Source organism: Geobacillus sp. ZGt-1, from assembly GCF_001026865.1.
Taxonomy (GTDB): Bacteria; Bacillota; Bacilli; order Bacillales; family Anoxybacillaceae; genus Geobacillus; species Geobacillus thermoleovorans.
Window position 1 is genome coordinate 522003 of sequence record NZ_LDPD01000023.1, and the last position, 12031, is coordinate 534033.

Below are 12031 nucleotides of genomic sequence, written 5' to 3' on the forward strand. Positions count from 1 at the left end.
AAAAACGGCTCTTTTACACCCGCCTCTTCATCAGGCGGCGTTTCTTCATGACGCACAGCCGTCGGTTCAAAGGCGGAAGCCGGCAGTTCCTCGCCTGCAGCGGCGGGACGATCCTCGGGTATGAACGCTTCGTCGCCGGCTGCCTCCTTGCGGGCGATCGACTCAAACGGGGCCAAAAGCAGCTCTTCCTCTTCGTCATCAGCAGGCAAGTCATCGACAAGCGGCGCTTCACTGATGCCGCTGATCGAAATGTCGGCAGTGATCAGCAATCTTCCGTTTTCATCCAAATCATAATCAAACGATTCAACCGTCACGTACACATCCTCAAGGGAACGAATGCGGTTTTTTGGAATCGTAATATCGATTGGAAAGCGGTGCGACAGTTCGCTAATGCCATCCTCGCGCACGGAAATATGCTGGATGTAGCGGTAGCTGGCAAATTCGAACGCATCACTGTCTGCTTCCGTGGCCTCTCCCCCGTCCCCCGGACGAAACTCTCCGTTTAATTCCAGCGCCCCGCGAATCGTAATATATTGATCGTACTCGTCGACAGAGATCACAGGATCAAGAGAAATCGACAAAAATTCGGCGACTTCCTGTCCGTTTTTAAACCAGACCGATTCTTCCAATGAAAACCGCAAATACGATTGCTCCAACCGGGCCTCCTCCTTCCGTCCCTTCGCCTAATGGATTCTATGACATTATCCATTGTATGAGTGAAAAAGAGACGGTATGATAAAAAAATCAGGCTGCCGTCGATCAGCAGCCTGATTTGGTTCACTCCTTGCGCAGACGGGCAAACACCCGCTCCGCTGCGGCAATCGTGTACTCGATATCCTCATCGCTGTGCGCCGTCGACAAAAACAGCCCTTCAAATTGCGACGGGGGCAAGAAAATGCCTTCATTCGCCATTTCCCGGTAATAAGCGGCAAACAGCTCCAAGTCGGACGTTTTCGCCGTTTCGTAATTGACCACCGGTTCGTTCGTGAAGAACAAGCCGATCATCGACCCGGCACGGTTGATCGTATGCGGAATGTCATATTTTTCGGCGGCCTGGCGCAACCCTTCTTCAAGGCGCGCCGCTTTGCGCTTGAACTCTTCATACGTTTCCGGCGTCAACTGGCGAAGCGTCTCGTAACCGGCGATCATGGCAAGCGGGTTGCCGGACAGCGTGCCTGCTTGGTACACCGGCCCGCTCGGTGCGACGAGCTCCATAATTTCTGCTTTTCCCCCATACGCTCCAACCGGCAGACCGCCGCCGATCACTTTGCCGAGACACGTCAAATCCGGCTCAACGCCATAATACCCTTGGGCGCAATGGTAGTCCACGCGGAAGCCGGTCATGACCTCGTCGAAAATCAATAAGGCGCCGTATTGTTTCGTCACGTCCCGCAGCCCTTCCAAAAAACCAGGCACCGGCGGCACGACACCCATGTTGCCGGCGACCGGTTCGACGATCACCGCGGCGATGTCTTCGCCAAACCGCTCAAACGCGTAGCGAACGCTGTCTAAATCGTTATACGGAACGGTGATCGTATGCTGGGCGACCGACTCCGGCACGCCCGGGCTGTCCGGCAGGCCGAGCGTCGCCACGCCGGAGCCGGCTTTAATGAGCAGCGAATCGCCATGGCCATGGTAGCTGCCTTCGAATTTGATAATTTTGTTGCGCTTCGTGTAGCCGCGCGCGAGACGAAGCGCGCTCATCGTCGCCTCCGTTCCGGAGTTGACCATGCGCACGATTTCAACCGACGGCACCCGCTCGATGACGAGTTTGGCCAACTCATTTTCGAGCAACGTCGGGGCGCCAAAGCTCGTCCCTTGTTCCGCCACGCGCTTTAGCGCTTCCACAACGTGCGGATGGGCATGCCCTAAAATGAGCGGCCCCCACGACAACACATAGTCGATATATTCGTTGCCGTCAATATCATAAATTTTCGAACCTTGGCCGCGCGCCATAAAGATCGGCGTCATGCCGACCGACTTGAAGGCGCGCACCGGGCTGTTCACCCCGCCCGGCATCAGCTTGAGCGCCTCGCTGTAGGCGCCTTTTGACCGTTCATAGCTTCGCACCGTTCCGCCTCCTCTCTTTATTCTGCCAACCAACGGGCGACGTCTTTCGCAAAATACGTGATGATCAAATCGGCGCCGGCCCGCTTCATGCCGGTCAGCATTTCCATGACGACCGCTTTTTCATCAATCCAGCCGTTTTGCGCCGCCGCCTTGACCATCGCATACTCGCCGCTGACGTTATAAGCGGCAAGCGGCAGCGGAAAGCGGTTTTTGATGTCGCGGATGATGTCCATGTAGGCAAGCGCCGGCTTGACCATCAAGAAATCGGCGCCTTCTTTCACATCCGACTCCGCTTCGCGAAACGCCTCAAGGCGGTTGGCCGGATCCATTTGATACGTTTTCCGGTCGCCAAACTGCGGCGCGCTGTTGGCCGCATCGCGGAACGGGCCGTAAAACGCCGAAGCGTATTTAATGGCGTACGACATGATCGGTACGTACTCGAATCCGGCTTCATCCAATCCTTGACGGATGGCAGCGACAAAGCCGTCCATCATGTTCGACGGCGCAATGATGTCAGCGCCCGCTTGCGCCTGGCTGACCGCTGTTTTGACGAGCAGCTCAAGCGACAGGTCGTTCAGCACTTGTTCGTTCTCGACGACGCCGCAATGGCCGTGGCTTGTGTATTCGCATAAACATGTGTCGGCGATGACGACGATCTCCGGATGCTTCGCTTTGATTTCGCGGATCGCTCGTTGGACAATCCCGGTTTCGCAATACGCCTGTGAGCCGGCTTCATCTTTGTCATCCGGCACGCCAAACAACATGATGGCCGGAATGCCAAGCCCGGCGATTTCATCCATTTCTTCCGCCAGGCGGTCGAGCGACAAATGGTGCACCCCTGGCATCGACGGCACTTCGCGGCGAATACCGCTTCCTTCCACGACAAACAGCGGATAAATGAGATCATCGACGCGAAGATGCGTCTCGCGCACCATCGCCCGCAAGGTAGCCGTTTGCCGCAGGCGGCGGTGACGGTCAAATGTCAACGGCATTTTATCGTCCCTCCACTGAAAAATATTGTTCCATCGCTTTTATCATACCATCAGTTGTATAATCGGTTGGACAAATATGTACGGTGATCCCTTCCTGCACAGCTGCTCTTTTCGTCACCGGCCCGATGCAGGCAATGGTGACGCCTTCAAGAAGAGTCGGCGCGTTGCTGCCGAGAAGACGGACAAGACTATGGACGGCCGAAGGGCTCATCAACGTGATCACATCGATTTTCCGCTCGCATAGCAGCGCCAACAGCCGCTCACGTCCGCTTGCATCAGGCACCGTGCGGTACACCGTCAGCTCATCGACCAACGCCCCCGCTTCCCTTAGCGCTTCAGGCAACGTCGGGCGGGCCAAATCCCCTTTGACAAACAACACCCGGTCTCCATGGCGGAGGCGGGGCGCAAGGGCGGCTGCCAGCTGTTCGGCAGTGAAATCGTCCGGCATGAGCGCAGGCGAAAAGCCGAACTCAGCAAGCGCCGCCGCCGTCTTCCGACCGACAACAGCGATGTCCGGCACGGGCGCCGGCGAAGCGATATGCGGGCAAAAGAAGCGAACCGCATTGGCACTTGTAAAAATAAGCCAACGGTAACAATCGAGCCGTTCGGCTGCAGTGGCGATGTCTTCCGGCGCGGCGGCCGGCCTGATGGCAATGAACGGAATCTCCACCGGCACAGCGCCGGCAGCGCGCAGCTTGGCGGAAAACGGCGCTGCCTGCTCCTGCCCGCGGGTCACGAGCACGGTTTTGCCGGCAAGCGGGCTCTCAGGCATTATGGTCCAACCCCTTTTTCACTCGCTCGATGAGCGCCTTCGCCCCTTGCTCGCTCAACATGGCGGCCGCCTGCCGGCCGACCGCCTCCGGATCAACGCCGGCCACGATTTCTTTGTATATTTCGTTGCCATCCGGCGAGGCAACAAGCGCGGTGAGACGCACCGTTTCCCCTTGCACTTCCGCATAGCCGGCAATCGGCACTTGGCAGCCGCCTTCCATTTGCTGCAAAAAGGCGCGCTCCGCCCGCACCGCCCATTCGGTTCGCTCATCGTTCAGGCGGTGTAACCATTCGCGCAGCTCCTCATCGTCTTCACGGCATTCCACAGCGAGCGCCCCTTGGCCGACCGCCGGGACGCAAATGTCCGGCGACAAGTAGTCGCTGATCACCTCATCGCTCCAGCCCATGCGCGCCAGGCCGGCGGCCGCCAGCACGATCGCGTCGTAATCTTCGTTCTCCAGCTTCGCCAGCCTCGTATCAATATTGCCGCGAATCCACTTGACCGTCAAATCCGGACGATAGGCAAGCAGCTGCGCCGAACGGCGCAGACTGCTCGTGCCGACGACCGCTCCCGGGGGCAAGTCAGACAGCGTCCGCTTTCCCTTGCTCACGAGCACGTCGCGCGCATCTTCGCGGCGCGGCCCCGAGCCGATCACCAATCCGTCCGGCAGCACCGCCGGCATGTCTTTCATGCTGTGAACCGCCATATCGATGCCGCCGGTGAGCAGTTCATGCTCGATCTCTTTCACAAACAGCCCTTTTCCGCCCACTTTGGAAAGCGTGATATCAAGGACGCGGTCCCCTTTTGTGACGATTTCTTTCACCTCAAACGTAAACGGCGCCCCGAGACGCTTCAATTCGGCGATGACCCAGTTTGTCTGGGTCAAGGCGAGCTTGCTGCGCCGCGAGCCAACGACAATGTTCCGCATTTCGTTCCTCCCCAGTTACGCATACCAAAAATGAAATTTTGACAAACTGCCAAACAAGAAAAAGTTGACAAGCAAAAATAAAAACGAGCCGATGTTCCATAACGCGATCGCCTTTCCTTGCATCTGCCGGACGACCCGTTTGTAAAAGTAGATGCCATAAACAAGAAGAACGACAAACGATCCGAGCACTTTCGCGTCATACCAATGGAAGTGGTCAATTTGGATGTACGCCCAGATGACGCCGAGAATCAGCCCTAGTAACAACATAGGCAAACCGAGCAAATTTAAAACATACGACAAAAAATCGAGCTTCGCCAAATCGGCCATCCGCCATAGGCGCGCCCCCCATTTTTTTCTTTTCAGCAAACTGTATTGCAACATGTACAGCACCGAAAAAATAAAGGACAACGAAAACGCGGCGTATGCTCCGAGCGCGAGCGTAATATGGATGATCAAGAGCTCCGAGACGAGCCGTTCGGCGATGGCCGGCGACTGCGACGACGGCACGAACGTGTGAATGGCCAAAATAAAAAAGGCAAGAACATTCGTGAAAAAAACGATAAAATCAACGCGCAGCAGCCGATTGATCACGAGCGACAGCGTGATGAGCAGCCAAGCGTAAAAATAAAGCCCTTCCGACATCGTCAAAATCGGAAAGCGCTTCGTTTCGATGATACGAAAGGCGAACACCAGCGTTTGCAGCAGCCAGACAACAGAAAGCAACCAGAAGGCGGTTTCGTTCGCCTTCCGGTTTTGCTGCAAAAAATCAATGAAGTATAGCAGGATGGACGCAATGTAAAGCAAAATCGACAGTTCGTACAACGGCGCCACAACCATCCCACCTTACAGCTGCCACGATGGGCGGGCCGCTTCCGCTTGCTGCCGGTCGTTCCGCACGGTTTCTTCCCGTTTCATCCCTTGCTGCTGCGCTTTCACCGCATCTTCGATATTAAAAATTTTCATAAACAGCTCGAGTGCTTCCCCGGCATTCGGGCCGGCGGCAAGCTCTTTCGCCTGCAAAATCGGGTCGCGGAGCAGCTGATTGATGATGCTTTTCGTATGCTTGTTCAACACTTTCCGGTCGCGCTCCGACAAGTGCGGCAATTTCCGCTCCAAACTTTTCATCGTTTCCGCCTGAATGGCGAGCGCTTTTTCACGCAGCGCCGCAATAACCGGCACGACTCCGAGCGTCTGCAGCCATTGGCTGAACGCAACGAGTTCGGCCTCCATCATCGTTTCAATGCGGGCCGCTGCCTTTTGCCGCTCGGCCAAATTGGCGGCCACCAACTCGGCCAACGCCGGATCCAAATCGCGCGGCACCGCAATATCAACCATAAAAAGCGGACGGCCTTTGCGCATTTTCTCAAGCGGCGCCACCATTTCCTTCGTCAATATATAGCCTTTTGATCCAGTCGAGCTGATGACGATATCAGCTTCCAGAAGCGCACACGACAGCTCACTGAGCGGCTTTGCTTCGCCGGCGAACTGCTTGGCGAGCTGCTTCGCTTTTTCGAGCGTCCGGTTGACGACTGTGACTTTGCCAACGCCGCTGCCATACAAGTTTTGCGCCGCCAACGCACCCATTTTGCCAGCGCCGATGATCAACACATGCTTATCCGCCAGACGGCCGAAAATTTTCTTTGCCAGCTCAACGGCTGCATAGCTGACCGATACCGCATGCGCGCCGATGCCTGTTTCTGAATGGGCGCGCTTGGCGAACGTCACCGCCTGTTTAAACAGATGGTTGAAAATCGTGCCAGTCGTCCCAATCTCTTGAGCGAGCAAATAGCTGTCTTTCACTTGTCCTAAAATTTGCGTTTCCCCGAGCACCATCGAATCTAAACCGGCGGCGACGCGGAACAAATGGCCAACGGCCGCCTCCCCTTCAAAGACAAGCAAATACGGAGCGATCGCTTCCGCCTCAAGGCCAAACCATTCAGCCAAAAACGCCTTAATATAGTAACGGCCGGTATGCGGTTGATCGACGACCGCGTAAATTTCCGTCCGGTTGCATGTCGACACGATGACGTTTTCGAGCACACTTTTTTGCTTGGCGAGCTGCCGCATCGCCTCTCCAAGCTCTGCCTCGCCAAACGCCAGCTTTTCACGAATTTCTACAGGGGCGGTTTTGTAATTCACGCCGACAACGATGACTTGCACAATGCCATCCCCCCTTTTAGCCAAATCCCTTCTACTATTATATCATGGCTGTTAGTCATTCCAGTTTGAAAAAATTGTGAACATCCGTCGAAAGCTATGATAAACTGTATACAGTGACCATTCTACCATAAACATGTCTATATGGGAAACGGGGGACATATGACCATGAAACAAAAAGCCGCTTTCTCCGGCATTCTGTTCATCGGCCTTGGGCTGTATTTCCTCGCCGGGCAGCTGTCAATCCCGTTTTTGCGCCTTTTTCAAGGCTGGCCGGCTTTGCTTGCCATTTGCGGCGCCGCCCTGCTCGGCCAAGCGTATTCCGCGCGCGAATACCAGTATGTCTTCCCTGGCTTCCTTTTGCTCGGCTTCGGCGTCGAACTGCTGCTCGTTGAGGCGTTTCCGTCCTGGCCGCACGGGATGAACGTGTTTTTTTTCATTACGGCGCTTGCCTTTTTGGCCAGCAGCCGCAAGCAAAAAGGCGGGGCCGGCTTCGGCGTCTTTTTTTTCTTTCTCGCCGTTGTACTGACGTTTTCCGGCCGCGGCCAGCCGCTCTTTCAACTGTTGCAGACCGGGCTTTCTTCAGTCTGGACATTTTGGCCGCTCGGGCTGATCGCCGTTGGAGTGTATGTGCTATGGGCCAAACGGAAGTAAGCAGGCGAAAAAGCGGTTTCCGCCAACAGAACGGCCAGCCCGCGGGCGGAAAAGGCTGGTGAAGAACAATAGACTCGCTGAATTTGTCAACATCGCACGAAAATGACGTTATAGCGCCGCCAAGCGGTTCAACCCGAAAAAACCGTTTGGGGAGACCGTGTCTCCCCTCCGTCATCAGCCTTCTAAAAAGGCGTCCCGCTCCAAAAAACGGGACGCCTTTTTTCCATCATCCAGCTAAAAACGGCATGATCGCTGCCCATGCTTCCTCTTTTCCTTGTCCGGTCTCGGCGGAGAACAAAATGAGCGGGTCGCCGTCTGCTATGTTCAGCGTTTCACGCGCGATTTTCGCATGCTTTGCCTGCTTGCCGCGCGGCACTTTGTCCGCTTTCGTGGCGATGACGACGACCGGAATGTCATAATGCTTCAAAAACTCGTACATCATCACATCGTCTTTTGTCGGCGGGTGGCGCAAGTCAACGAGCAAGAGCGCCGCCTGGAGTGTCTGGCGCGTCGTAAAATATGTTTCCATCATCTTCCCCCATTTTTGCCGCTCCTGCTTTGAAACGCGGGCAAAGCCGTAGCCGGGCACGTCGACGAAGTAAAACGAATCGTTAATCAAATAAAAGTTCAACGTCTGCGTTTTGCCCGGCTTCGATGAGGTGCGTGCCAAGTTTTTCCGGTTGATCATTTTGTTGATGAACGACGATTTTCCGACGTTCGAGCGGCCGGCGAGCGCCACTTCCGGCCGCCCGCCGTCCGGATATTGCTCCGGCTTGACAGCGCTGATGACGAGCTCCGCTTTTGTTACGTTCATCGCTTCCACCCCACGAGCGCATGCGGCAGCACCTCATCGAGATGGGAGACGAGCACAAAGCGCAAGTCGCGCTTCACCGTTTCCGGAATGTCCGCTAAATCTTTTTCATTGTCTTTTGGCAAAATGACCGTTTTCAGCCCGGCGCGGTGGGCACTTAACGTTTTCTCTTTCAAGCCTCCGATCGCAAGCACCCTGCCGCGCAGCGTAATTTCGCCGGTCATGCCAACAAAGCGGCTCACCGGCTTGCCCGTCAGCGCGGAAATGAGTGCGGTGGCGATCGTAATGCCTGCAGACGGCCCGTCTTTTGGCACCGCACCCTCCGGGACATGGATATGGATATCGTACATTTCATGGAATTTCGGATCGATGCCGAGTTCCTCAGCGCGCGATCGAACATAACTGAACGCCGCCTGCGCCGATTCTTTCATCACATCGCCGAGTTTTCCGGTCAACACAAGTTTGCCGTTACCTTTCGCGAGCGACACCTCAATGGCGAGCGTATCGCCGCCAAACGCGGTGTACGCAAGACCGGTCGCCACACCGATCTGGTCCTCCGCTTCCGCCTGTCCATAGCGGTATTTTCGTTTTCCTAAAAATTCTTCGAGATTGTTTTCTGTGATGACGACCCGTTTTTTCTCACCGGAGACAATGAGGCGGGCCGCCTTCCGGCAAATCGCCGCCAACTGTCGCTCCAGCTCCCGCACTCCAGCTTCGCGCGTATAATGGCGGATGATGGCAAGCATCGCATCATCGCGCACTTGCAGCGCCGCTTTTTTCAAGCCGTGCTCATCGAGCTGCTTCGGCAGCAAATGCCGCTTCGCAATATGGAGCTTTTCAACTTCGGTATAGCCCGGAATCTCGATCACTTCCATCCGGTCCAACAGCGGCTGCGGAATCGCCGCCAAATAGTTGGCAGTCGCAATAAACATTACCTTCGACAAATCGTACGGCTCTTCAATATAATGGTCGCTGAACGCATGGTTTTGTTCGGGATCGAGCACCTCGAGCATAGCGGCCGACGGATCGCCGCGAAAATCGCTTGACATTTTATCGATTTCATCGAGCAAAAAAACCGGGTTGATCGTGCCCGCCTTTCTCATTCCTTGAATGATGCGGCCCGGCATCGCCCCCACGTATGTGCGGCGATGGCCGCGAATTTCCGATTCGTCGCGCACGCCGCCGAGCGACATGCGGACAAAGCGACGGCCGAGCGCTTTGGCGATCGAGCGGGCAAGCGACGTTTTGCCGACCCCCGGCGGTCCGGCAAGGCAAAGAATCGGACCTTTTAACGATTTCGTCAGCTGTTGCACCGACAAAAACTCGAGCACCCGCTCTTTCACCTTATCGAGTCCGTAATGTTCCTCATTTAAAATGGCTTCCGCCCGCTTAATATCGTGAATGTCTTCTGTCTCCTTCGACCACGGCAAGGCGAGAAGCCAATCCAAGTAGTTGCGGATGACCGCGCTTTCCGCTGAGGTCGCCGGAATTTTTTCATACCGGTCAAGCTCTTTGAGAGCCGTTTCTTTCACATGTTCAGGCATGCCGGCCGCCTCAATTTTTTCTTTCAACTCTTCCACTTCGCCCGTTTTTCCTTCTTTTTCGCCGAGCTCTTTTTGGATGGCTTTCATTTGTTCGCGCAAATAATATTCTTTTTGCGTCCGCTCCATCGATTGCTTGACGCGGGCGCTGATCTTTTTCTCGAGCTGAAGCACTTCTTTTTCGTTGTGCAAAATTTGAATGATTTTATTGAGGCGCTCTTTCACGTCGATCGTTTCCAAAATGCGCTGCTTTTCCTCGAGTTTGAGCGGCAAATGCGAGGCGATGATGTCGGCCATGCGCCCCGGCTCGTCAATGTCGACGATCGACGCGTAAATATCGGCCGACAGCCGTTTCGACAAGTTTATGTACTGCTCAAAGTATTCGAGCATCGTCCGCTTGAGCGCCTCATCTTCCAAGTCTTTCGCCGACCGGTCGGCAAACTTCTCAAACTTGACCGAAAAATACGGCTCCTCGCTGACGACTTCAGTGATAAGCGCCCGCGCGATGCCTTCCACAAGCACGCGGAACGTGCCGTTCGGCAATTTGAGCAGCTGCTTGACGCGCGCGATCGTCCCCATTTTATACAAGTCGTCCATGTCTGGATCGTCGACGGCGACATCTTTTTGCGACGTCAGCAAAATCATATGATCCTCCACCATCGCCTGTTCGAGCGCCCTGACCGATTTCTCGCGCCCGACGTCCAAATGGAGCACCATCGTCGGAAACACGAGCAGCCCCCGCAGCGGCAAAAGCGGAACGACCGTCTCCTTTTTCTTTCCGTTCACGCCGAACACCTCCATCTCTCGCTTCTATTCGTTTATTGTATAGTACGGCAGCGGGGTTTGTAAAATTTGACGTTTGCAGGCAAACAAAAACCGACTTCGGCGGCGATTCGCCGGCGCCGAAGCCGTCCATGGACCACCTAAAAAACAGCCGCTTTCTATTCGCCATCAACCCTCCGTTGGCGCGTTGCCTTTATACAAGCTTTTTCCCTGTACGGTCGGCCGCCGCCGGCAAAAAGGCAGGCCCGCGGCGAAGCGCCTCCTCGCCGAACACGTGCATCAGCGCTTCTTCAAGACGGCGGACAGCAATAATTTGAATGCCGCTCGCTTCCCGCAGCAGCGACTGCATGTTCTCAAGCGGAATTATCACCTTTTTCGCCCCCGCTTGTTTTGCCGCTTTGATTTTGGCAAATACACCGCCGACCGGTTTGACATAACCGCGGATGCTGATTTCCCCCGTCATCGCGATCGTATGATCAACCGGCAGCTGGTAAATGGCTGAATAAATGCCAACGGCGATCGCCACCCCGGCTGACGGCCCGTCAACCGGCGCGCCGCCCGGGAAGTTGACATGAATGTCGTAACGGTCGGCCGGCACGCCCATCGCCCGCAGCACGGTGATGACGTTTTCTGCTGAACCGCGCGCCATGCTTTTGCGGCGCACCGATTTTTCGGCGCTGCCGATGCTCTCTTCCTCAATAATGCCCGTGACGTTAATCGTCCCTTTTCCTTTCGCCGGCAAGGCGGTCACTTCAATTTCAAGAAGCGCGCCGGTGTTCGGGCCGTACACGGCAAGGCCATTGACGACGCCGACCGCCGGGGCGGACGCAATTTTCTTTTCATAGCGCGGAGCCATTTGGCTTGAATGAATGACCCATTCAATGTCTTTATCCAAAATTTTGTCACGGTTTTCCGTAATGGCAAGACCGGCGGCGATTTGCATCATGTTCACCGCCTCCCGCCCATTGCGCGCATAGGCGGCAAGCAGGCGAATTCCGCTTTCTGACACGTTCAGGCGGATTTTTTCCGTCGCCTTTTTGGCGATTAAGGCGATCTCGTCTTGATCGAGTTCACGGAAAAACACTTCCAAACAACGGGAGCGGATAGCCGGGGGAATTTCGTTCGGCGTGCGCGTCGTCGCCCCGACAAGACGGAAATCGGCTGGCAGCCCATTTTGAAAAATATCGTGAATATGGCTTGGAATTTGCGGGTTTTCTTTGCTGTAATAGGCGCTTTCAAAAAACACTTTCCGATCCTCGAGCACTTTTAGCAGCTTGTTCATTTGGATCGGGTGAAGTTCACCGATTTCGTCGATAAACAACA

General features: G+C 55.4%; 11 protein-coding genes. 1 reads left to right on the forward strand and 10 read right to left on the reverse strand.

Translation table 11 applies throughout. The features are described 5' to 3' along the window. The 7 genes from spoVID to hemA all read right to left on the reverse strand — a co-directional run. The coding region (gene spoVID, locus VU18_RS20235; RefSeq protein ID WP_047758219.1) for a stage VI sporulation protein D at window positions 1–656 on the reverse strand (656 nt) is incomplete at its 3' end. A 121-nt stretch (window positions 657–777) separates the two neighbouring features. Next, window positions 778–2070: a glutamate-1-semialdehyde 2,1-aminomutase gene (gene hemL / locus VU18_RS11415; RefSeq protein ID WP_033010614.1), complete on the reverse strand. Its 1293-nt coding sequence runs from the start codon at window positions 2068–2070 to the stop codon at window positions 778–780. 17 nt (window positions 2071–2087) lie between these two features. Then, the gene (hemB, locus tag VU18_RS11420) at window positions 2088–3062 is read right to left on the reverse strand and encodes a porphobilinogen synthase (RefSeq protein WP_047758118.1); all 975 of its coding nucleotides are present in this window, start codon (window positions 3060–3062) and stop codon (window positions 2088–2090) included. Between the two features lies 1 nt (window position 3063). Then, window positions 3064–3834 carry a uroporphyrinogen-III synthase gene (locus VU18_RS11425; RefSeq protein ID WP_047758119.1) on the reverse strand — a complete coding sequence of 257 codons (771 nt, stop codon included), beginning with the start codon at window positions 3832–3834 and terminating at the stop codon, window positions 3064–3066. After that, window positions 3827–4762, reverse strand: coding sequence for a hydroxymethylbilane synthase (hemC, locus tag VU18_RS11430; protein WP_047758120.1), 936 nt, complete (start codon window positions 4760–4762; stop codon window positions 3827–3829). The genes VU18_RS11425 and hemC overlap by 8 nt, the downstream gene beginning before the upstream one ends. A 15-nt stretch (window positions 4763–4777) precedes the next feature. Beyond that, on the reverse strand, window positions 4778–5599 hold the full coding sequence (gene ccsA / locus VU18_RS11435) for a cytochrome c biogenesis protein (protein ID WP_044744836.1): 822 nt from the start codon (window positions 5597–5599) through the stop codon (window positions 4778–4780). Window positions 5600–5605: 6 nt separating this feature from the next. Then, complete coding sequence (hemA, locus tag VU18_RS11440) at window positions 5606–6922, reverse strand: glutamyl-tRNA reductase (protein ID WP_047758121.1); 1317 nt, start codon at window positions 6920–6922, stop codon at window positions 5606–5608. A gap of 165 nt (window positions 6923–7087) precedes the next feature. Between hemA and VU18_RS11445 the strand changes: the two genes are divergently transcribed. After that, window positions 7088–7573 carry a LiaI-LiaF-like domain-containing protein gene (locus VU18_RS11445; RefSeq protein ID WP_033010625.1) on the forward strand — a complete coding sequence of 162 codons (486 nt, stop codon included), beginning with the start codon at window positions 7088–7090 and terminating at the stop codon, window positions 7571–7573. A 226-nt stretch (window positions 7574–7799) separates the two neighbouring features. Here the strand turns inward: VU18_RS11445 and yihA are convergent, their stop codons facing one another. From yihA to VU18_RS11460, 3 genes are all read right to left on the reverse strand, one after another. Further along, complete coding sequence (gene yihA, locus VU18_RS11450) at window positions 7800–8387, reverse strand: ribosome biogenesis GTP-binding protein YihA/YsxC (protein WP_047758122.1); 588 nt, start codon at window positions 8385–8387, stop codon at window positions 7800–7802. Next, window positions 8384–10726: an endopeptidase La gene (gene lon / locus VU18_RS11455; protein ID WP_047758123.1), complete on the reverse strand. Its 2343-nt coding sequence runs from the start codon at window positions 10724–10726 to the stop codon at window positions 8384–8386. The genes yihA and lon overlap by 4 nt, the downstream gene beginning before the upstream one ends. A gap of 175 nt (window positions 10727–10901) precedes the next feature. After that, window positions 10902–12031 (reverse strand): S16 family serine protease (locus tag VU18_RS11460; RefSeq protein WP_047758124.1); only part of this gene is annotated, 1130 nt, incomplete at its 5' end.

Bases quoted from the DNA above. Each gene is read 5' to 3' on its own strand.
- VU18_RS11445 (WP_033010625.1), top strand. From the start codon at position 7,088: ATGAAACAAAAAGCCGCTTTCTCCGGCATTCTGTTCATCGGCCTTGGG.
- yihA (WP_047758122.1), bottom strand. From the start codon at position 8,387: ATGAACGTAACAAAAGCGGAGCTCGTCATCAGCGCTGTCAAGCCGGAG.
- VU18_RS11425 (WP_047758119.1), bottom strand. From the start codon at position 3,834: ATGCCTGAGAGCCCGCTTGCCGGCAAAACCGTGCTCGTGACCCGCGGG.
- lon (WP_047758123.1), bottom strand. From the start codon at position 10,726: ATGGAGGTGTTCGGCGTGAACGGAAAGAAAAAGGAGACGGTCGTTCCG.
- hemC (WP_047758120.1), bottom strand. From the start codon at position 4,762: ATGCGGAACATTGTCGTTGGCTCGCGGCGCAGCAAGCTCGCCTTGACC.
- ccsA (WP_044744836.1), bottom strand. From the start codon at position 5,599: ATGGTTGTGGCGCCGTTGTACGAACTGTCGATTTTGCTTTACATTGCG.
- hemB (WP_047758118.1), bottom strand. From the start codon at position 3,062: ATGCCGTTGACATTTGACCGTCACCGCCGCCTGCGGCAAACGGCTACC.